This is a genomic window from Neisseria sp. P0024.S006, from assembly GCF_051956595.1.
GTDB lineage: Bacteria > Pseudomonadota > Gammaproteobacteria > Burkholderiales > Neisseriaceae > Neisseria.
The window spans coordinates 513,596-533,750 of the sequence record NZ_JBQCXH010000001.1; the positions used below are offsets into that span (position 1 = coordinate 513,596).

At 49.4% G+C, this 20,155-nt stretch carries 19 protein-coding genes; 6 read left to right on the forward strand and 13 right to left on the reverse strand.

Annotation, left to right across the window (positions count from 1 at the left end):
• Nucleotides 1–4: 4 nt before the first annotated feature.
• From oppC to ACTHUF_RS02510, 4 genes are all read right to left on the reverse strand, one after another.
• Nucleotides 5–913, reverse strand: coding sequence for an oligopeptide ABC transporter permease OppC (oppC, locus tag ACTHUF_RS02495; protein ID WP_003683112.1), 909 nt, complete (start codon nt 911–913; stop codon nt 5–7).
• A 72-nt stretch (nt 914–985) separates the two neighbouring features.
• Nucleotides 986–1,906 carry an oligopeptide ABC transporter permease OppB gene (oppB, locus tag ACTHUF_RS02500; RefSeq protein WP_036490316.1) on the reverse strand — a complete coding sequence of 307 codons (921 nt, stop codon included), beginning with the start codon at nt 1,904–1,906 and terminating at the stop codon, nt 986–988.
• A 232-nt stretch (nt 1,907–2,138) separates the two neighbouring features.
• On the reverse strand, nt 2,139–3,935 hold the full coding sequence (locus tag ACTHUF_RS02505) for an aminopeptidase P family protein (protein WP_440406945.1): 1,797 nt from the start codon (nt 3,933–3,935) through the stop codon (nt 2,139–2,141).
• A gap of 75 nt (nt 3,936–4,010) precedes the next feature.
• Nucleotides 4,011–5,630, reverse strand: coding sequence for an ABC transporter substrate-binding protein (locus tag ACTHUF_RS02510; protein ID WP_003745986.1), 1,620 nt, complete (start codon nt 5,628–5,630; stop codon nt 4,011–4,013).
• Between the two features lie 325 nt (nt 5,631–5,955).
• On the opposite strand from ACTHUF_RS02510, the gene ACTHUF_RS02515 reads away from it, so the two are divergent.
• From ACTHUF_RS02515 to ACTHUF_RS02540, 6 genes are all read left to right on the forward strand, one after another.
• On the forward strand, nt 5,956–7,026 hold the full coding sequence (locus ACTHUF_RS02515; RefSeq protein ID WP_315093944.1) for a porin: 1,071 nt from the start codon (nt 5,956–5,958) through the stop codon (nt 7,024–7,026).
• Between the two features lie 124 nt (nt 7,027–7,150).
• The gene (locus ACTHUF_RS02520; RefSeq protein ID WP_315094015.1) at nt 7,151–8,668 is read left to right on the forward strand and encodes a polyamine aminopropyltransferase; all 1,518 of its coding nucleotides are present in this window, start codon (nt 7,151–7,153) and stop codon (nt 8,666–8,668) included.
• 167 nt (nt 8,669–8,835) lie between these two features.
• Nucleotides 8,836–9,303 (forward strand): FxsA family protein, encoded by a 468-nt coding sequence (locus ACTHUF_RS02525; RefSeq protein ID WP_036490296.1) that lies wholly within the window; start codon nt 8,836–8,838, stop codon nt 9,301–9,303.
• Nucleotides 9,304–9,480: 177 nt separating this feature from the next.
• On the forward strand, nt 9,481–11,328 hold the full coding sequence (locus ACTHUF_RS02530; protein WP_315093943.1) for a lytic transglycosylase domain-containing protein: 1,848 nt from the start codon (nt 9,481–9,483) through the stop codon (nt 11,326–11,328).
• Between the two features lie 276 nt (nt 11,329–11,604).
• Nucleotides 11,605–11,817, forward strand: a complete 213-nt coding sequence (rpsU, locus tag ACTHUF_RS02535; protein ID WP_003680926.1) for a 30S ribosomal protein S21 — start codon at nt 11,605–11,607, stop codon at nt 11,815–11,817.
• A 102-nt stretch (nt 11,818–11,919) separates the two neighbouring features.
• Nucleotides 11,920–12,366, forward strand: coding sequence for a GatB/YqeY domain-containing protein (locus ACTHUF_RS02540; protein WP_036490300.1), 447 nt, complete (start codon nt 11,920–11,922; stop codon nt 12,364–12,366).
• Nucleotides 12,367–12,427: 61 nt separating this feature from the next.
• On the opposite strand, the gene accD is transcribed toward ACTHUF_RS02540, so the two are convergent.
• The 9 genes from accD to infC all read right to left on the reverse strand — a co-directional run bounded on the left by accD (nt 12,428) and on the right by infC (nt 20,148).
• Nucleotides 12,428–13,294 carry an acetyl-CoA carboxylase, carboxyltransferase subunit beta gene (gene accD, locus ACTHUF_RS02545; protein ID WP_315093942.1) on the reverse strand — a complete coding sequence of 289 codons (867 nt, stop codon included), beginning with the start codon at nt 13,292–13,294 and terminating at the stop codon, nt 12,428–12,430.
• A gap of 74 nt (nt 13,295–13,368) precedes the next feature.
• Nucleotides 13,369–14,154, reverse strand: coding sequence for a tryptophan synthase subunit alpha (gene trpA / locus ACTHUF_RS02550; RefSeq protein WP_440406949.1), 786 nt, complete (start codon nt 14,152–14,154; stop codon nt 13,369–13,371).
• A gap of 305 nt (nt 14,155–14,459) precedes the next feature.
• On the reverse strand, nt 14,460–14,807 hold the full coding sequence (locus ACTHUF_RS02555) for a hypothetical protein (RefSeq protein ID WP_070823468.1): 348 nt from the start codon (nt 14,805–14,807) through the stop codon (nt 14,460–14,462).
• Nucleotides 14,791–15,093: an integration host factor subunit alpha gene (locus tag ACTHUF_RS02560; protein WP_003680933.1), complete on the reverse strand. Its 303-nt coding sequence runs from the start codon at nt 15,091–15,093 to the stop codon at nt 14,791–14,793. Before ACTHUF_RS02560 ends, ACTHUF_RS02555 begins: the two co-directional genes overlap by 17 nt.
• Before the next feature lie 114 nt (nt 15,094–15,207).
• Nucleotides 15,208–17,571 (reverse strand): phenylalanine--tRNA ligase subunit beta, encoded by a 2,364-nt coding sequence (gene pheT, locus ACTHUF_RS02565; protein ID WP_440406951.1) that lies wholly within the window; start codon nt 17,569–17,571, stop codon nt 15,208–15,210.
• A 104-nt stretch (nt 17,572–17,675) separates the two neighbouring features.
• Nucleotides 17,676–18,665, reverse strand: coding sequence for a phenylalanine--tRNA ligase subunit alpha (gene pheS / locus ACTHUF_RS02570; RefSeq protein ID WP_049322746.1), 990 nt, complete (start codon nt 18,663–18,665; stop codon nt 17,676–17,678).
• Nucleotides 18,666–18,913: 248 nt separating this feature from the next.
• Entirely contained in the window at nt 18,914–19,273 is a 360-nt protein-coding gene (rplT, locus tag ACTHUF_RS02575) for a 50S ribosomal protein L20 (protein ID WP_003675502.1), read from the reverse strand.
• Nucleotides 19,274–19,285: 12 nt separating this feature from the next.
• Complete coding sequence (rpmI, locus tag ACTHUF_RS02580; RefSeq protein WP_003675505.1) at nt 19,286–19,483, reverse strand: 50S ribosomal protein L35; 198 nt, start codon at nt 19,481–19,483, stop codon at nt 19,286–19,288.
• Between the two features lie 143 nt (nt 19,484–19,626).
• Nucleotides 19,627–20,148 (reverse strand): translation initiation factor IF-3, encoded by a 522-nt coding sequence (gene infC, locus ACTHUF_RS02585; protein ID WP_079453755.1) that lies wholly within the window; start codon nt 20,146–20,148, stop codon nt 19,627–19,629.
• Between the last annotated feature and the right edge of the window lie 7 nt (nt 20,149–20,155).

Below are 20,155 nucleotides of genomic sequence, written 5' to 3' on the forward strand. Positions count from 1 at the left end.
TGGTTTAGCGGTCTTTCGGGTCAAGCGCATCGCGCAGACCGTCGCCGATAAAGTTGAAACAGAACAAAGTGGTTACCAGGAAGAAACTCGGTACGAGCAGCTGCCATGGTGCGGCTTCCATCGAAATCGCGCCTTCTTGCAGCATCGAACCCCAACTGGTCATCGGCTCTTGCACACCCAAGCCCAAGAAGCTCAAGAAGGATTCAAACATAATCATGCCCGGCACCAGCAAAGAGGCATACACCATCACCACGCCCAAAACATTCGGAATAATGTGACGCGTTACGATTTTACGTTTTGCCACGCCGCTCACACGCGCCGCTTCGACAAACTCTTTATGCTTCAAGCTCAAGGTCTGACCGCGCACGATACGCGCTACATCCAACCAAGACACCAAACCCACGGCGGCAAAAATCAAAAGCAGGTTGCGGCCGAAGAATGTGGTCAGCAGAATCACGAAAAACATAAACGGAAACGCGTTCAAAATTTCCAAAAAACGCATCATCAGCGAATCGAGCTTACCGCCGATAAAGCCGGCAATCGCGCCGTAAAGCGTACCGATGACAACGGCCACCAATGCGCCGGCCACACCGACCAGCAAGGAAATACGTCCGCCGGTTGCCGCGCGCGACAGCAAATCGCGGCCGAGCAAGTCCGTACCCAGATAGTGATGGGTAGAAAAGGACGGCGGAATCTGCATATTGTCCCAGTCGGTGAAGTCGTAGGTGTAGCGGACAATCCATGGCGCCACAATCACAAAAATGCTGATCAGCAACAGGATGATAATGCTGTACACCGCCGCTTTGTTCTGTTTAAAACGCCGCCATGCGTCGCTCCACAGGCTTTTGCCGTGTACTTGGGCGTATTCTGCTGCCTCTGCAAGGGCCTGAGTCTGCTTCTTTTTGAATAACATAATGTTCTCTCTCGCTTTTTCTTCTTTCTTCAGGCCGTCTGAACGTTTCAGACGGCCTTTGCGCAAATGGGATTAATAACGGATTTTCGGGTCAATAATGGCATACAGGATATCGAGGATGGCGTTAAACAAAATGGTCATGATGCCCACCAAAATCGTCAAACCCAAAATCATGCCGTAGTCGCGGTTGAGCGCGCCGTTGACAAACAATTGTCCGACGCCGGGAATACCGAACACGTTTTCAATCACAATGGAGCCGGTGATGATACCGACGAATGCCGGGCCTAAGAAAGAAACAATCGGCAGCATGGCGGGACGCAGCGCATGGCGCAGAATGATACGGCTCATGGGCAGGCCTTTGGCGCGTGCCGTGCGGATAAAGGGGCTGTTCAATACTTCGATCATCGCGCCGCGCGTAATCCGCGCGATACTGGATACATAACCGATGGACAAAGTAACGACGGGCAGAATCAAGTTCATCAGTGCGCCATCGTTCCAGCCGCCGGCAGGCAGCCATTGCAGTCTGACGGCAAACACCAGCACCAATACCGGCGCCATCACAAAGCTGGGAACAACGATACCGGTCATCGCACCGCTCATCAGCGCATAATCCAGCCAACTGTTTTGTTTTAAGGCGGCGATGATGCCGATAAACATGCCGAAGATGGCAGCAATCAAAAAGGCGTAGAAGCCGAGTTCCGCCGATACCGGCAGGGATTGGGCAAGCAACTCATTAACGCTGAAATCTTTATATTTGAACGACGGCCCCAAATCCCCCTGTGCCAACTGCTTGAGGTAGTGGAAATATTGGAGGTACATCGGATCATTGAGGTGGTATTTGGCTTCGATGTTGGCCATGACCGCAGGCGGCAGGTTGCGTTCGCCTGTGAACGGGCTGCCCGGCGCGAGCCGCATCAGGAAAAACGATACGGTAATCAACACCAGCATGGTCGGGATGGAAGCACATATCCGTTTGATGATGAATTTCAACATAATCAGGCTGTCCTGTCTGAACATACCGGACTCGTGAAAACAAAGCTGACCTGAAGCGGAAATCGGATGAATGGCAGCAGGCATCTGTAACGTCGCCGCGCCGGTTTCTCTCTCTATTCCGACCGGGTTATTGTTTTTATTCGGAGTCGGGTAAGGTTTTGTAGTTTGTAGATAATTGTTGTTATCAGGCCGTCTGAAACTTGGTATCCGCCGTTTCAGACGGCCTTTCACGTTAACGCGCCAAAGGTTCGGTGCGTTCGATCAGCCATGCTTTGGCCACACCTTCTGTCAAAGGCTCGAGACGGCGGCGCACTTCGGCGTGATATTGGTTCAGCCATTCGATTTCGCTGCCGGTCATCAGTTTGGTATCGATCAGGCGCGTATCGATCGGGCAGAGGGTAACGGTCTCGAAATACAGGAATTTGCCGAACTCGGTTTCCTCAGGGTTTTCAACCGGACGGTTGATCACCAGGCTTTCAATACGAATACCCCATTTGCCCGGACGGTAAAGACCCGGCTCGTTGGAAGTCAGCATACCTGACTTCATTGCGTGATGTGGTTGCGGTACGGCGGCAACGGCAATGCTTTGCGGGCCTTCGTGCACATTGAGGAAATAGCCCACGCCATGACCGGTACCGTGACCGTAATCGCATTGCGCCTGCCAGAGTGATTTGCGGCAGATGGCATCAATCATCGGGCCTTTGATGTTTTCAGGGAAAATGGTTTCCGCCAGAGAAATATGCGCTTTCAATACCAAAGTGTAGTCGCGTTTCATGGCCGCACTCGGATTGCCGACAGGCACCACGCGCGTGATGTCGGTCGTACCGCCCCAGTATTGGCCTCCGGAGTCAATCAGCAGCATACCGTCGCCTTTGATTTTGCTGTTGTTTTCCGGTGTTGCGCTGTAATGCGGTAAGGCAGCATTGGCATTGTAGCCGGCGATGGTGTCGAAACTTGGCGAAATAAAGCCGGGACGTTGGCTGCGGTGTTTGTAGAGCATGCCGTCGATGTCCAACTCGCTCAATTCGCCGCCGTCTGCCAAGATTTGTTCAAACTCGGCAAAGAAGCCGCACAATGCTGCGCCGTCTTCCGCCATGGTATTGCGGATATGGGCGATGTCGGCATCGGATTTAACTGATTTGAAGAATGTGCTGGGGTGGATGGCTTCAATCAAACGAACGTCTTCAGGCAGGCGGCGCAAAGTGCCGACGGCGGTTTTGTTCGGATCAATCAGCAATGCACCCTTAACACCTGCCAAATAGTCTGCCGCTTGCGCATAAGGCAATACTTCAAAACCTGCCGCTTTCAAAGCTTCGGCAGATTCGGCTTTCAGACGGCCTGCATCGGTAAACAATACGGCTTTGTCTTGGCTGATAAACAGATGGGACAAGAACACGGGGTTGAACGGCACATCGTCGCCGCGCAGATTGGTAATCCAAGCGATGTCGTCCAAAGAAGAAACCAAATGCGCATCTGCACTCTGCTCCTTCATGGCCGCACGGATACGGGCCAGTTTTTCGGCCGCGGTTTCAGAAACGTAATCGGGATGGTGAACGTAGATTTCCGGAGTCGGCAATGCAGGACGGTCGTCCCACACTTCGTCCAACAAGGTTTCTGGGTATTCGAGGCGGATGTTTTTGGCGGCAAGTGCCTGCTTCAAACCGCGCTCGCCGCTGAGTGCGAACATATCGGCAGGCGCGCCGACCACTGCGCCCTCGGGCAGATTTTGTGCCAGCCATTCGGTATAAGGCGCATCAACGCCCATTTTTTGCAGCTCGATGCCGTTTGGCGCAAGCTGTTGGCCGGCCTGTTCCCAATAGCGGCTGTCTGTCCACACGCCTGCCTTATCGGCGGTTACCACCAAAGTGCCTGCCGAACCGGTAAAGCCGGAAAAATCGCGGCGTGCCTGCCAATGCTCGGGCAGGTATTCGGAAAGGTGCGGATCGGCGGAAGGAATGACAAACGCGTCCACGCCATGTTTTTTCATGGCTTCGCGTAAAGCGGACAAACGTTGTTGTACAGATTTCATGTGTTATGTCTCCTATTGTTTCAGACGGCCCCTGTCATCAAGGCCGTCTGAAAGCTTGTGCTGTCTATCATCAATCTATTTTTTCGGTGCGAACGACCAGCTCTTGACTGTATAGTTCCGCAAAGGGTCTTTGTCGGAATAGCCGATAATATCAGGTTTGACCATACGCACTTCAACCTGATGATACAGCGGAATCAGCGCAGCGTCTTCTTGAAGCTGCTTCTCCGCATCGGCATAAAGACGGCTGCGCGCTTCCTTGCTGACGCCATCTTTCAACGTATTGTTCATAAATGCGTCAAACGCCGCGCTTTTGTAGCGGAATGCATTGTTTGAATTGTTGGATTTCAAGATATTGAGCATGCCTGCCGGATCGTTGAAATCGGAACACCAGCCGCTGAACGAAACCTTGAAATTACCTTGCGCGCGCGTATCCAAATAAGTTTTCCATTCCTCGTTGGACAAAGTCGGACGGATAAACGGAATGGCGGCTTTCCACACCGACTGCACGGCAGTGATTTGTTTTTTAGACGCTTCGCTGGTGCTGTACAAAATATCGAACTCAAGCGGATGGTCATCGTTGTAGCCTGCTTCGTTCAACAGTTTACGCGCGGTTTCGATGCGTTTTTCAGGCGTCCATTCTTTCCACTCCGGATAAACAGGAATCACGCCCTGCATTTGCGGCGGTGTCAACTGGAACGCAGGCGTGTCGCCGCGGCCGCCCACTTTGACAACGATGTCGCGGCGCGTCAGCATATTGAGTGCCTTGCGGACGCGCGGATCATTAAACGGCGCCGCTTCGTGGTTCGGCTCCAAATACCAGCTACACAAAGAAGTTGTACGTTTCACTTGTCCCGGAAACTCAATATCCGCCACCTTAACCTGATCGCTGGGAATGCCGTAAGTTACATCAATTTCATTGGCGCGATAACGGTTGTACTCGCCGCTGCCTGACAAGAAAACCGCCTTCGGAATAGCCACTTTGTCTTTATCGTAATAATTAGGATTGCGTTCCATATTGATGTGGCTGTTGACTTTCCAATCCTTTAACAGATAAGCGCCACTGGAAACATAATGACCGGGCTGCGTCCACTTATTGCCGTATTTTTCGACAGTGGCGCGGTGCACCGGGAAAGTGAATTGCTGAATCAGCATATCGGGGAAATAAGGTACGGGTGCAATCAGCGTAAATTGCAGGGTTTTTGCGTCCAACGCCTTGACGCCCAATGTCTCAGGCTTGGCTTTGCCGTTTAATATATCTTCCGCATTTTCCACTTGGGCATCGACCAAATAGCTGCCGAAAGGTGCGCCCGTGGCCGGATCGGCAAGACGGCGGAAGCTGTACACAAAATCCTCGGCGGTAATCGGATCGCCATTGCTCCATTTGGCATCACGCAGATGGAAAGTCCAGACACGCTCGCCCTTGCTTTCCCATCTTTCCGCCAAAGCAGGAATGGTTTTACCTTCGGCATCCGTACCGACCAAACCATCCATCAGCTGGCGGATAATCGCACCCGCCGCCATATCGCCGCTCATCTGCGGGTCCAGCGTGCCCGGCTCGACGCCGTTGCTGACCACCACGCGCTCATAATCAGTACGCTTAAACTCAGGGGCGGGTTTGACATCGCGGCTGCACGCCGACAACGCAAATACGGCGGCCAATGATGCAGCCAACAGCGGATAGGTTTTTCCGGCCATATTTCATTCCTTCTTTTGGGTATTCTTCTTTTTCAGACGGCCTGATTATTCAAACTACATTTAACTACAAATATTTGAAGTTTTTAAACCCAGTCAAATCCTCTATTTCCAGATATAAAAATAGTGTTTCAAACTACCTATACCATCGAAATAAAAGCAGTCGTCCAAGATTGTTGGCAAATTAACACAAAAAAACGTAACTGAAAACTATTTTTCAATTTATCCTACGATAAGTTACAAATGTATTGATTTTTTATAATTTGTCAAATAAGATTATCCGAATTTCCCGTCCCTAATTAAGAAAAAGACATAAAAGGAGAACAAAATGAACAAGTTATCTTGTTTTGTTGCCACTGCCCTCATCGGCTCTTCCATAAGCTTCGCCCACGCCGAACCTAAAATGAGCGGTACCATCTACATCATGACCGAGGTCGAACACAACAATAAAACCGGTGTAACCTCTACAACCATTTCCGATAAAAGTTCCAGTCTTTATCTCTCCGATGAAGTACCGCTCAACAACGACTTATGGTTGAAATGGCAACTTGGCTCCTTTATTTACTTCGATTCCGACCGCTGGGGCGGCTGGGGTACTGCCGACTCATACGTCGCGCTCAACAGCTACAAAAACCTCGGCACCGTCAAAATGGGTTACATCAGTACCCCTATGAACAGCATTTATCTGAATCCGTTCGATACCAACAGCCCGATTTTGGAATTCAGTAAAATTTCCCGCTTCGGCCAACGCCGCGTTTCCATGGCTTATGAATCGCCTTGGAAAAACGGTTTCCAATTCAAATTCAACGTCTCCCCAGGTTCCAATGCCGCGCGCAACAACAACGACTGGAATCCGGACAAAAAACGTGACGGCGACTGGGTCTTCGGCTGGGGCGTGGACTACTACCACCCCAACAACGGCTTTAACGCGCACTACGCTGCCGAATACGCACCCAACGACTCCCCAACCGAAACCAAAGACTTCCAAGCCCATGCATTCATGGCCGGATACAGCAAAGACAAAATTTCCGTCGATGCCGCGTTCCAATACGCCAAAAACACTTGCGACGGCTTCAGCTGCTGGGGCGTATGGAAAGATGCGGCAGGCAACGTAGCCGGTTCTTACGACAAAGAAATCAACAACACCAAAGAATTTATGGTGTCAGGTTCATATAAAATCGGCAATTTCAAACCTCAAATCGGCTTTGCCTACGGTAAAAGCTCCATCGGCGAAAACTACAAACACGTCGCCGTCAGCACCGATTACAGCTTCTCCAAACGGACGACCGCCACACTCGGCGCCGGCTGGTTGAAAGAAAGTGTCAATCCGAAATACGACGAAGATTTGCCGAAAAAATCTTCTTACGCAGTGGGCATGGTATTCAAACACCGCTATTAATGCCTGACAGATTAAAGGCCGTCTGAAACAATTCGTTCAGACGGCCTTTTCTACATCCTATAAATAAACTTGCAGCCCACCTTAAAAATCATTACATTGCCCACACTCAAGCCACAAAAACGTCATCATGAATGCCCACCGTACCCTCATTATCTCTGTCTTCATCGTCGCCAGCTGCGGCCTCGCTTACGAGCTCATCATCGCCGCGCTCGCAAGCTATCTTTTGGGCGACAGTATTTTGCAGTTTTCCTCCGTCATCGGGCTTTATCTGTTTTCAATGGGCATAGGTGCGCACCTGACCCAATACATCAAAGATAAAGACGTATTGCACCGCTTTATCGAAATTGAACTTCTGGTCGGCATCATCGGCGGTATTTCCGCGCTGGCATTGTTTGTGGCCTTCGGTTTATCCGCCGCCCCGTTCCGTACCCTGCTCTACGCTTTTGTACTGATTGTCGGCATGGTTGTCGGTATGGAAATTCCTTTGGTGATGCGCGTGTTAAACCAAAAAGGTGCGGAATTTAAAGAACTCGTTTCCAAAGTATTGACCTTCGACTACTTGGGCGCACTTGCCGTCTCGTTATTATTTCCGCTCCTGCTCGCCCCCAAACTCGGCATGGCGCGTTCAGCCTTATTATTTGGCATTTTCAACGCCGCCGTTGCCTATCTGACCGCGCGCGTGTTTAAAGCCGAACTGCCACGCTACCGCGCCATTCGCCTGCGTGCGCTGATTGTCTTGTCCATCCTCGCCATCACCTTCGCCTACGCAGACCGCATTTCCTTCAAAGCCGAACAAAGCTATTTCGGCGATCCCGTCGTCTATCAAAGCCACTCACCCTACCAGCGGCTGGTCGTTACCCGCTGGAAAGACGATACCCGCCTCTACATCAACGGCAACCTGCAATTCTCCTCACGAGACGAAGCCCGTTACCACGAAGCACTCGTTCTGCCCGCCATGCAGATGGTTCCCAATGCCGAACGCGTCCTGATTCTCGGCGGCGGCGATGGATTGGCGGCACGCGAAGTCTTGAAATATCCGCAAGTCAAAAATGTTACTTTGGTCGATCTCGACCCCGACATGACTGCTACTTTTAAAACCTCCGCCACCTTAAGCGCGCTCAATCAAGGCTCGCTGTCCCACCCCAAAATGCACGTCGTCAACGACGATGCCGCCAAATGGCTGGAAGGGTCGTCTGAAAAATTCGACGTTATCATCATCGACCTGCCCGATCCCTCCAATTTTTCGCTGGGCAAACTCTACTCCGTCCCCATGTACCGCCTCGTCGCCCGCCATCTTGAGCCGCAGGGCAAAATCGTCGTCCAATCCACTTCGCCCTACTTCGCCCCCAATGCCTACTGGTCGGTCGTCGCCACCCTCGAAGCGGCCAAGTTGAACACCGCGCCCTATCATGTCTACGTCCCCTCCTTTGGCGAATGGGGATTTGTGCTGGCAGGGTTTGACCAAAACTTCCCCATTCCGCAAAAATTCGACGTACCCACCCGCTATCTCAATGCCCAGACCGCCGCCGAAATGTTCCGCTTTCCGCCCGATATGGCAAGGCGCAAGGTTGAAGCAAATTATTTGAACAACCAAATCCTCGTCAGCTATTTTGAAAGCGATTGGAACAATGTGATGCGATAGAATATCTAAAGGCCGTCTGAAACATCTGTCTTCTTTTTATCTCCGTTCAGACGGCCTCATCGTCCGTTTACCCTTTTTCACACAGCATTTGCTTGAAAAAATAAGGTTTATCTTTATCTAGATAAAACACAATCGACACTATCCGTTGAATGAAGGAACAAACACTTATGCAGTATTTTGGAATCGGTTTTTTGGTTTTAATCTTTTTGGAAATCATGTCCATCGTCTGGGTTGCCGACTGGATAGGCGGCGGCTGGACGCTGTTTGTGATGGCCGTCAGCTTTATCAGCGGTATCTTTATGCTGCGCCATACCGGCATTTCCGGCCTTTTGCTCGCAGGTGCAGCCGTCCGCAGCGGCCAAAACATTTCCCTCTATCAAATGCTGTGGCCGATTCGCTATACCGCCGCCGCGGTTTTCCTGCTCAGCCCCGGTTTTATTTCAACCGCCGTCGCCCTGCTCTTGCTGATTCCGTTTAAAGGCAATACGCCCGTTTCTTCTGCACAGTCTTTCCAAAGCCGTCAGACTTACGGCCCTGCCAAAGATGATGAAGACATTATCGAAGGCGAATACACGGTTACGCGCACCGGCAAAGCCGATAAACCGCAAGACTATATCGAGCACAAACCCGATTGACGACTTCCTTCATAACAAGCCGTCTGAATTAGGAATACTCAAAAGTGTTTCATATTTCAGACGGCCTGAGTCATTTCCGGGCTTTGAAAATGTAAATATCGGTTTGTAATTCGGTTATTCCGCATAAATCATTTAAAATAAGCAGCTATTTTGATTCTAAAAACGACACGGTATCCAATGAACGTTCAACGTCTTTTCCCTCTCTCCCTCAGCTTGATTACCGCCGCTGTTTTATCGGCGTGCGCCACCCAAAACACACCGACTGCTTCAAAAACCGAAAGCGTCGTTCAGCCTAAATCCACTTCTATTCCTTCACGCCGAGCCGACAGCGAGTCCAAAGTCCTGTCTGATTACAGCCAATACCAAAGCGCCATTGATGCCGCCAAACGCGGCGACGATGCTTGGGTACAACAATTTTTATCCCAAGCCAGCGACAGCGCAATGGCTGAAAACGTCCGCAACGAATGGCTGAAAACCTTGGGCGCGCGCGGCCAATGGGATTTATTCCGTCAAGAATTCGGCAAATTGAACGCCGCCGGTGTCGCACAAGAAGTGCAATGTTATGCCGATTTGAGCAGCGGCAATTACAGCAAAGCCGCCGAGCTGGTTCGCGTGACCGGCAAACTGCCTGCCGGTTGTACCCGCTTGGTTGAAAGCGCGGCAGCTTCAGGCCGTCTGAACACCAACGACGCATGGCGTCGCGTGCGCGGCTTGTTGAGCAACAGCCAAACCACGGATGCACGCAACCTCGCCGCCGCATTGGGCAGCCCGTTTGAAGGTGGTGCGCAAGGTGCGACCGAATACAGCCTGTTGAGCGTAATCGGCAAAGATGCACGCAAATCCGCTTCTGCCACCGCCACCCTGTCCGACATGGAATCCGGCCTCAGCCGCGAACAACGCAGCTTCGCATGGGGCGTATTGGGCCACTACCATGCACAAAGCCAAAACATGCCGACTGCTTTAAGCTACTACGGCCGCGTTTCTGACCGCAAGCAACTGACCGACGAGCAATTGGAATGGTACGCACGCGCCGCTTTGCGCCTGCAACGTTGGGACGAATTGGCAAGCGTGATTCAGCATATGCCTGAAAAACTGCAAAAAGACCCGACATGGCAATATTGGCTGGGCCGCAGCTTTGCCGCACAAGGCAAAAACAGCCAAGCCAAAGAAATGTATGAAAAAGCCGCTGCTTCCGGCCGCAATTTCTACGCTGTATTGGCAGGTGAAGAGCTGGGCCGCCGCATCAATACGCGCAACAACGTTTCCGATGCCGATGCCAAAGATGTCCGCCGCATGAGCGAAGACGGCGCTATTAAACGCGCATTGGTTTTGTTTAAAAACAGCCAAAGCAACGGCGACTCCAAAATGCGCCGTCAGGCACAGGCAGAATGGCGTTTCGCCACCCGCGACTTCAACGAAGACAACCTGCTGACTGCCGCACAAGTCGCTTTTGACAACCAGTTCTACGACATGGCGATCAACAGCGCAGACCGTACCGACCACAAACTCAACTACAAACTGCGCTATATCTCTCCGTTTAAAGACCTGACCGTCCGCTACGCCTCGCAAGCAGGCATCGATCCCGCTTGGGTTTACGGTTTGATTCGCCAAGAAAGCCGCTTTGTCATGGGCGCACAATCCAGCGTCGGCGCACAAGGCCTGATGCAGGTCATGCCTGCAACCGCCCGCGAAATCGCCGGCAAAATCGGCATGAGCAGCAGCGAACTCTACACCATGGACGGCAATATCCGCATGGGTACGTGGTACATGGCAGATGCCAAACGCCGCCTGCAAAATAACGAAATAATGGCCACCGCAGGCTACAATGCCGGCCCAGGCCGCGCCCGTAACTGGCAGGCTTCTTCACCGTTGGAAGGCGCGATTTACGCCGAAACCATCCCATTTACCGAAACCCGCGATTACGTGAAAAAAGTCATGACCAATGCGACTTATTACGCGTCATTGTTCAACGAACCGCAAACTTCGTTGAAACAACGTATGGGTACGGTTCCCGGCCGCTATTAATATCCATAGGCCGTCTGAAAAGTGAGACAGAATCAGACATTCAGACGGCCTGCAACCTTGACAGACTATCGGGTTTATAAGATAATCGCCCGATTGTTTCTGACCCAAAAGGTCACTTGCACGGCAAAAGCCGACTTGTTAGGAGGTGATGTTTACATCACGGCGCGTATCCCGCCCTGCCCTCGGCAAACCAGCGATACAACAACTACCCCATTATGACAAGCCGTCCCCTATTTCTTAAAACGGTTTGATTGAACAAAATTTAAAGGAAATAAAATGCCAGCTATTCGTGTTAAAGAGAATGAACCATTTGAAGTTGCCATGCGTCGTTTCAAACGTGCCGTAGAAAAAACCGGTCTGTTGACCGAGTTGCGCGCCCGTGAAGCGTACGAAAAACCAACTACCGAACGCAAACGCAAAAAAGCTGCTGCAGCAAAACGTCTGCAAAAACGTCTGCGCAGCCAACAACTGCCTCCTAAAATGTACTAATTACAGGCCTGCCCTGTGATAAACGACACACCGCAAGGGCAGCTTTGCGGTGTGTTTTGTTTTTCAGACGGCATCTTTTTATTGATATAAAGTGAGAACATTATGAGCCTAAAAACACAATTAACCGAAGACATGAAAACCGCCATGCGTGCCAAAGACCAAGTATCTTTAAGCACCATCCGCCTGATTAATGCCGCCATCAAACAATTTGAAGTAGACGAGCGTACCGAAGCCGATGACGCCAAAGTCATCTCCATTCTGACCAAAATGGTGAAACAGCGCAAAGACAGCGCCAAAATCTATACCGAAGCCGGCCGCCAAGATTTGGCTGACAAAGAAAACGCGGAAATCGAAATCCTCAACCGCTACCTGCCGCAAATGATGTCCGCAGAAGAAATCAAAACTGCCGTGGAAGCAGCTGTTGCAGAAACCGGTGCATCAGGCATGGCCGATATGGGCAAAGTCATGGGGGTATTGAAAACCCGTCTGGCCGGCAAAGCCGATATGGGTGAAGTCAACAAGGTTTTAAAAGCCGCATTGACTGCCTAATCGTCAAACAAAAAGGCCGTCTGAAATATGATTTTCAGACGGCCTTTTTTTATTATACCCATCAAGCAGCGGTTACTTTGTCCTCATGACACAACAAGGTAATCAAATCGCTGATACGTTTTTTCATGGAACGGCGATCGACGATTTGGTCGATTGCGCCCTTCTCTAACAAGAATTCTGCACGTTGAAAACCTTCCGGCAAGGTTTCACGTACAGTCTGCTCGATAACGCGCGGACCGGCAAAACCAATCAGCGCATTCGGCTCTGCCAAAACCACATCACCCAAGAAGGCAAAGCTGGCAGACACGCCGCCCATGGTCGGGTCAGTCAATACGGAAATAAACGGCAGACGTTTTTCAGTCAGCAAATGCAAAGCCGCGCTAGTCTTCGTCATCTGCATCAGAGAGTTAACCCCTTCCTGCATACGTGCACCACCGGAAGCCGCCACGCAAATAAACGAACAATTATCTGCAACGGCACGGCGTACACCCTGAACGAAACGCTCGCCCACGACCGAACCCATGGAGCCGCCGATAAAACGGAATTCAAACGCAGCCACAACGACAGGCAGGCCGTTCATGGTGCCTTTCATAACGACCAATGCATCGTCTTCGCCGGTTGCTTTACGTGCAGCCGCGAGGCGGTCGGGATATTTTTTACTGTCTTTGAATTTCAGCGGGTCGGTCGGTTTAATATTGGCTGCAATCTCTTCACGGCCTTCTTCATCCAAAAGCAGATTCAAACGTTCGCGCGCAGAAAGCGGATTGTGATGATTACATTTTGGGCAGACTTCGCTGTTTTGCTTCAACTCGGTTGAATAAACCGTTGCCGAACAAGACGGACATTTGTGCCACAGGCCTTCAGGGACGCTGGACGAACTGCTTCGGTTTTTAATTTTCGGAGGAAGAATTTTATCTAGCCAGCTCATGAATGACTCCTTGGAATTCAGAATTCAGACGGCCTGTTGAATGTAAGGCCGTCTGAAACAATGGAATAAAAAATTTAGCGAATCGCGTCTTTCAACTCTTTAACCAACACGCCTACCGCTTCAGCCTCGCTACCTGCGTGGCTTTCAATCTCTTTGACGATACGGCTGCCGACAATAACGGCATCCGCTACCGCACCAATCTTACGCGCACTCTCCGCATTATTAATGCCGAAGCCGACACCGATCGGAATATCAATATATTTGCGCAAAAGCTCTATTTTACGCGAAACTTCTTCAGTATCCAAACTTGCCGCACCGGTTACACCTTTGAGCGATACATAATACACAAAACCACCGGCTACTTTGGCAATCGTTTGAATACGCTCTTCAGTTGTTGTCGGCGCAATAAGGAAAATACAATCAATACCTTGCGCTTTCAAAGAGTCATGCAGCGGGGTAATGGTTTCTACCGGGGAATCCACAGTCAACACGCCATCTACGCCCGCGTCGGCAGCCGCTTGTGCAAACGCTTGATAACCCATTTTATGTACTGGGTTCAAATAGCCCATCAAGACAACCGGCGTTTTATCATTGGTTTGGCGGAACAAGCGTACTGTTTCCAATACGTCGTGCAAAGAAACATGATTTGTCAACGCCCTTTCGGCCGCACGCTGAATGGTCGGACCATCCGCCATCGGGTCAGAAAACGGCACACCCAGTTCCAAAATATCGGCACCGTTAACCACCAGGCTGTGCATCAATGCCAGGGTCGTCTCAAGGTTGGGATCACCCACCGTAATATAAGGAATCAGTGCTTTTGCGCCATTGAGCACTGAGAAAGTTTGTTGGATTCTGCTCATTTTCTGCTATCCATTTCATCGATTTGAATGTTGTCCGACAGCCTAATCTATTCTGCCGTTACATTTATTGTAAAAAACTTAGTCTGCCGCAAAAACAAATGGCCACTTTTCCCAATCGGCAAACAAGAGGCTAAGTATAACATTTACGGCTATTTCATAGAATCATTTGCAATCAAGATTCTGATATTTTGAAAGCAATATAAAACAATAAAGGCCGTCTGAAAACAATTCAAACAGCCTTTACAATAATCAATCATGCAAATCTTTGTATGCCTTCGCACTTTTGATCACAATTTCCTTATCGATTACGGCTCGACATGGTGGTTTTGTTGTTCAGAACCCAGATGACGCTCCAAATCAGACAAAATCTGCACCAGACCATGACGGACTTCTTCCGCATTGGCGGCAGGGTTGCCGTTTGCATCCAAAGCGCCACGGCTGAACGTATCGATATACGGTTCAAACGTATCTTTCAGTTTCAACAACTTAACGACATCTGAGCGCGTATATCGATCGCCACCGTATCCAATCACAACATTATTTTCATGTTGCCATTGGGCAAACTGAGCCGGACTGATTTGCACCAATTGGCACATCTCATCCAACGTAAAATAACGCTTGGCAGGAATAACCGGGTTATTGTTGTTTGTCATAGTAATGCTCCACCATGCCTTTAAGTTTTTGGCTGGCATGGAAAGTTACCACACGGCGTGCGGTAATCGGCACTTCTTCGCCGGTTTTAGGGTTACGGCCCGGGCGTTGAGGTTTGTCGCGCAATTGGAAATTGCCGAAACCGGAAATTTTAATTTCTTCGCCACGCGCCAAAGTGCTGCGGATTTCTTCAAAAAAGAGCTCGACGATTTCTTTGGCATCATTTTTGGTGACGTTGCTGACTTTGTCGACCAAAATATCGGCCAATTCTGCTTTAGTTAGTGTCATGTGTTTACCTTCATTCAAACTGGTGCAATTATTACCAAAATTCTTTTAAAAATCAAGTCCTCACCAAAAAATCAAATATGATTGGCAATTTTTGGCGACAACTTTTATCTTGTTTTAAGCGCGAAGTTGCGCGTCTTTTTCGGCTGCAGCTTTAATCATTTTCGCAACCAAAGGTTCGATGACTTCATCTGTCAGCGTATTTTCCATATCCTGCAAAATGATTTTGACGGCAACGCTCTTCATGCCTTCAGGCACGCCCGTACCGCGGTAAACGTCAAACACGCTGATTTCTTGAACCAGTTTGTTCGCCGCCGCTTTCAGGGCATTTAACAAATCATCATGCGTTACAGCCTCAGGCATTACAAATGCCAAATCTCGGCGTGCAGGCTGGAATTTGGATACGGTCTGATAACGGGTTTTCTCACGGCCCAATACCGCATCCATATCGATTTCAAACACCAGCGGCGCTTGTGGCAAATCATATTTTTGCAGCCATTTCGGATGCAACTCGCCGACAAAACCAACTACTTTGCCGTCTGAAACGATATTGGCGGCACGTCCTGGGTGCAATGCCGGATGTTCTGTCTTCACAAAGGATACTTCTTTGTTTTTCAAAAGGCTCTCAACATCGGCTTTCATATCGTAGAAATCTACGTTGCGTGTTTTCTCGCCCCATTGCTCGGGCAACACGGAGCCATACCACAAACCGCCGATACGTTCGTTTTGAACAAATTGATCAGCCGAATCTTTGCGGAACACGCGGGCAATTTCAAATACGCGTACACGGTTTTGCTTACGGTTCAAATTGTTTTGCAAAACTTCCACCAAACCGCCGATCAGCGTAGAACGCATGACGGCATACTGCGCCGCCAACGGATTTTGCAGGCGGATAGGATGGGTATTGGCAGCAAAGTCTTGCTCCCATTGCTCATCCACAAACGCATAGCTGACCACTTCGCGGTAACCGCGAGCCGCCATTTCGTTATAAACCGCAAAACGCGGGCGTTTGGTTTCAGGCAAAGCCAACATTTTCAGACGGCCTGAAGTATAGTCGTCAGGAATATTTTCATAACCGTAAACACGACCGATTTCTTCAATCAAATCGGCTTCAATTTCAATATCGAAACGGAAGCTAGGAGAAGTGACACGGAAGCCTTCTGCAGTTTTCTCAGGCTGCAAACCCAAGTGTTGCAAGATAATTTCGACTTGCTCGGCAGGGATTTCAACGCCCAATACCGTTTTCAGACGGCCTAAACGCAATTCAACCTGTTTAGCCTCAGGCAATTTGCCTTGTGCCTCAACCATTTCACCGGCCGCGCCACCGCAAATCTGCAACACCAATTCGGTAGCGCGCTCAATGGCATCAGCTTGCAAGCGGTAATCCACGCCACGCTCAAAGCGGAAAGAAGAATCCGAACCAAAACCGTATTGACGGGATTTGCCGGCAATAATCTCCGGGGCAAACCAAGCCGCTTCCAATACAATATTTTGCGTCTCATCAGAAACCGCACTTGCCTCGCCGCCCATCAAACCAGCCAAGCTCAACACACCTTTTTCATCAGCAACCACCAATGTATTGTCAGCCAAAGTAACGGTCTTCTCATTCAGACACGCCAACGTCTCGCCATTTTGAGCACGGCGGACAATCAAACTGCCCGACAGCTTGTCAGCATCGAAAACATGCATAGGCTGACCGATTTCCAGCATGACATAGTTGCCGATGTCCACCAATGCGGAAATGCTGCGGATACCGCTGCGTTCCAAACGTTGTTTCATCCAATCTGGAGTAGGCGCTTTCGCGTTGACATTTTCAATAACGCGGCTGATAAAACGGCCGCAGTCGGCCGGTGCATCAATACGGACAGCCTGTTTTTTCTCGCTGCTGATAGAGGCCGTCTGAATTTCAACAGGCGTAAACGCACATTGGGTCAACGCAGAAACTTCACGCGCAATGCCCTTAACGCTCAAGCAGTCAGCGCGGTTGGGCGTAATTTTCAACGTAAACAGCGTATCGTCCAAATCTAAGTATTCGCGGATATTGGTACCGACAGGCGCATCTTCAGGCAGAATATGCAGACCGTCTACACCATCATCAGGCAAACCCAATTCATTGGTCGAGCACAGCATACCGTTTGATGGTACACCGCGCATTTTAGTCGGCTTAATTTTGAAATTACCCGGCAAAACGGCACCCGGCAGCGAACACGGTACTTTAATGCCTGGCTTAACATTCGGCGCACCACAAACAATCTGAACCAACTCGCCCGTACCGGCATCAACTTGGGTAACGTTCAAACGGTCTGCATCAGGATGCTTTTCAACAGATTTTACTTCGGCAACAACCACGCCACTGAAAGCAGGGGCAGCAGTATCGATTTCTTCCACTTCCAAACCAGCCATGGTCAAAAGATGTTCCAGTTTATCGGCAGAAAGATCAGGATTGGCTTGGGTTCTCAGCCATGAATAAGGAAATTGCATATTATTTTCTCTACTATCAAGCCGTCTGAAACAAATTTTTATCAGACGAAATCAGTAATATCTATTCACTTTTTCAGACGGCCTATCAAAAGACCATCTGAAATTTATTTAAACTGCTTCAAGAAGTTCAAATCGTTATCGAAGAACAAGCGCAGGTCATTGACGTTGTAGCGCAACATGGCAAAGCGGTCGAGACCGATACCGAAAGCGAAACCGGTATATTTTTCAGGGTCGATATTGACGTTTTTCAATACGTTAGGATGTACCATACCACAACCGCCTACTTCCAACCATTTGCCGTTTTCGCCCATGATGTCGATTTCGGCAGAAGGCTCGGTAAATGGGAAGAAAGACGGACGGAAACGCACTTGCAGGTCATCGCGTTCAAAGAAGCGACGGATAAAGTCAGTAAACACTGCTTTCAAATCGGCAAAAGTGACACCCTCTTCCACCCACAAACCTTCGGCCTGATGGAACATAGGCGAGTGAGTGGCATCACTGTCCACACGGTAAACGCGGCCGGGAGCAATAATGCGGATAGGCGGCTCTTTTTTGTCGAGCATATAGCGGATTTGAATAGGCGAAGTGTGTGTACGCAAAACGTCGCCGTTTTCAACATAGAAGGTATCTTGCATCGCACGCGCGGGGTGATTTGCAGGAATATTCAAGGCTTGGAAATTATGGAAATCATCTTCGATTTCAGGGCCGTCTGCCACTTCGAAACCCATACCGTGAAACAGCTCGACCACTCGTTGCAAAGTTAAAGTAACAGGATGCAAACCGCCATACTCTTGTGCACGGCCCGGCAAAGTAATATCCAAGGCTTCTGCAGCCAATTGGGCTTGCAACTTGGCTTCATTCAGGGCATCGCGTTTGGCATTAAAGGCCGTCTGAAACTGATTTTTGCATTCGTTGATGTGCGCGCCTATGGTTTTACGCTCTTCAGGAGACATTTGACCCAAAGTTTTCAAAAGTCCGGTCAATTCGCCGGTTTTACCAAGATAGCGTGCTTTAATTTGTTCTAAAGCATTGAAGTCTTGCGCGGCTTCAATAGCGGCAATACCTTCTGCAACGATACGGTTTACATTTTCCATGGTGGTTTATCGTCTGTTTGTTGATGGCAGGCCGTCTGAAACAACAAAGCCGTCTGTTGGGTTTGATTTCAAACCTGTTCAGACGGCCTTTTGTATTAGTGCGGCCAATCCGTTTGATAAGAGGGGCCTATTTTATCGCAAATCAGTATAAAAAAATAGAGTTTAAAGAAAGAAAATCAACTACATAGAGTTTCTTTTAGAAAAGAAAAAAGGAAGCATAAGCTTCCTTTTTAAATAATCTTATCGAATTAAGCAGCCAAAGCAGCTTTAGCTTTTTCAACCAATTGTGCAAATGCAGCTTTGTCGAATACAGCCAAATCAGCCAATACTTTGCGGTCGATTTCGATAGCAGCGCGTTTCAGGCCGTTCATGAATTTGCTGTAAGACAGACCATTTTCACGGGCACCTGCGTTGATACGAACAATCCACAGTTGACGGAATTGACGTTTGCGTTGGCGACGGTCACGGTATGCATATTGACCGGCTTTCATTACCGCTTGTTTGGCAACACGGTAAACGTTTTTACGACGACCGCGATAGCCTTTGGCTAACGCGAAGACTTTTTGGTGACGAGCACGAGCGGTAACACCGCGTTTTACGCGTGGCATATTCTAAACTCCTTAAGCGTAGGGCAACATTTTAGCAACAGAAGCCAAATCGCGTGAATCCACCATAGCGGTGCCGCGCAATTGACGTTTAGTTTTAGTGGTTTTTTTAGTCAGGATGTGACTTTTGAACGCATGACCGCGTTTTACACCACCGTTACCCAGTACTTTAAAGCGTTTTTTCGCGCTAGACTTGGTTTTCATTTTAGGCATTGGAAAACTCCATTCGTTATTAGATAAGGTATAAGGGGGTTTTGAAATAAATTTCAAACGCTTGAAACCCAAAATACCACGGTTTTTGCCGCTAATTAAACCTTATTTCGAGCGGCAATCGAAATAAGCCTTGGATTATAGCTTTATTTTTTCTTAGGCGCAATCATCATCACCATTTGGCGGCCTTCCATTTTAGGGAAGGACTCGATTTGCGCTACTTCCGCCAAATCTTCTTTTACGCGCTCAAGCAGTTGTGCACCCAATTGTTGGTGGGCCATTTCACGACCGCGGAAACGCAATGTTACTTTGACTTTGTCACCATCGGCAAGGAAACGGTTGATGTTGCGCATCTTGATTTGATAGTCGCCTTCATCTGTACCCGGACGGAATTTAATTTCCTTGATTTGTACCTGCTTTTGGTTTTTCTTGGCTTCGTCGCGCTTCTTGGCTTGTTGGTATTTATATTTACCGTAATCCATCAGTTTGCATACAGGTGGTTTGGCAGTCGGGGAAATTTCTACCAAATCGACATCTTGCTCTTCGGCCATAGCCAGAGCTTCACGAACTGAAACGACACCAAGCTGATCGCCTGACTCACTGATTAATCGCACTTCTTTGGCGGTAATTTCACCATTGATTCGTGCTTCGCGTTCTTGAGCGATGATGAATACT

Bases quoted from the DNA above. Each gene is read 5' to 3' on its own strand.
- oppC (WP_003683112.1), bottom strand. From the start codon at position 913: ATGTTATTCAAAAAGAAGCAGACTCAGGCCCTTGCAGAGGCAGCAGAA.
- oppB (WP_036490316.1), bottom strand. From the start codon at position 1,906: ATGTTGAAATTCATCATCAAACGGATATGTGCTTCCATCCCGACCATG.
- ACTHUF_RS02505 (WP_440406945.1), bottom strand. From the start codon at position 3,935: ATGAAATCTGTACAACAACGTTTGTCCGCTTTACGCGAAGCCATGAAA.
- ACTHUF_RS02510 (WP_003745986.1), bottom strand. From the start codon at position 5,630: ATGGCCGGAAAAACCTATCCGCTGTTGGCTGCATCATTGGCCGCCGTA.
- ACTHUF_RS02515 (WP_315093944.1), top strand. From the start codon at position 5,956: ATGAACAAGTTATCTTGTTTTGTTGCCACTGCCCTCATCGGCTCTTCC.
- ACTHUF_RS02525 (WP_036490296.1), top strand. From the start codon at position 8,836: ATGCAGTATTTTGGAATCGGTTTTTTGGTTTTAATCTTTTTGGAAATC.
- ACTHUF_RS02530 (WP_315093943.1), top strand. From the start codon at position 9,481: ATGAACGTTCAACGTCTTTTCCCTCTCTCCCTCAGCTTGATTACCGCC.
- rpsU (WP_003680926.1), top strand. From the start codon at position 11,605: ATGCCAGCTATTCGTGTTAAAGAGAATGAACCATTTGAAGTTGCCATG.
- ACTHUF_RS02540 (WP_036490300.1), top strand. From the start codon at position 11,920: ATGAGCCTAAAAACACAATTAACCGAAGACATGAAAACCGCCATGCGT.
- accD (WP_315093942.1), bottom strand. From the start codon at position 13,294: ATGAGCTGGCTAGATAAAATTCTTCCTCCGAAAATTAAAAACCGAAGC.
- trpA (WP_440406949.1), bottom strand. From the start codon at position 14,154: ATGAGCAGAATCCAACAAACTTTCTCAGTGCTCAATGGCGCAAAAGCA.
- ACTHUF_RS02555 (WP_070823468.1), bottom strand. From the start codon at position 14,807: ATGACAAACAACAATAACCCGGTTATTCCTGCCAAGCGTTATTTTACG.
- ACTHUF_RS02560 (WP_003680933.1), bottom strand. From the start codon at position 15,093: ATGACACTAACTAAAGCAGAATTGGCCGATATTTTGGTCGACAAAGTC.
- pheT (WP_440406951.1), bottom strand. From the start codon at position 17,571: ATGCAATTTCCTTATTCATGGCTGAGAACCCAAGCCAATCCTGATCTT.
- pheS (WP_049322746.1), bottom strand. From the start codon at position 18,665: ATGGAAAATGTAAACCGTATCGTTGCAGAAGGTATTGCCGCTATTGAA.
- rplT (WP_003675502.1), bottom strand. From the start codon at position 19,273: ATGCCACGCGTAAAACGCGGTGTTACCGCTCGTGCTCGTCACCAAAAA.
- rpmI (WP_003675505.1), bottom strand. From the start codon at position 19,483: ATGCCTAAAATGAAAACCAAGTCTAGCGCGAAAAAACGCTTTAAAGTA.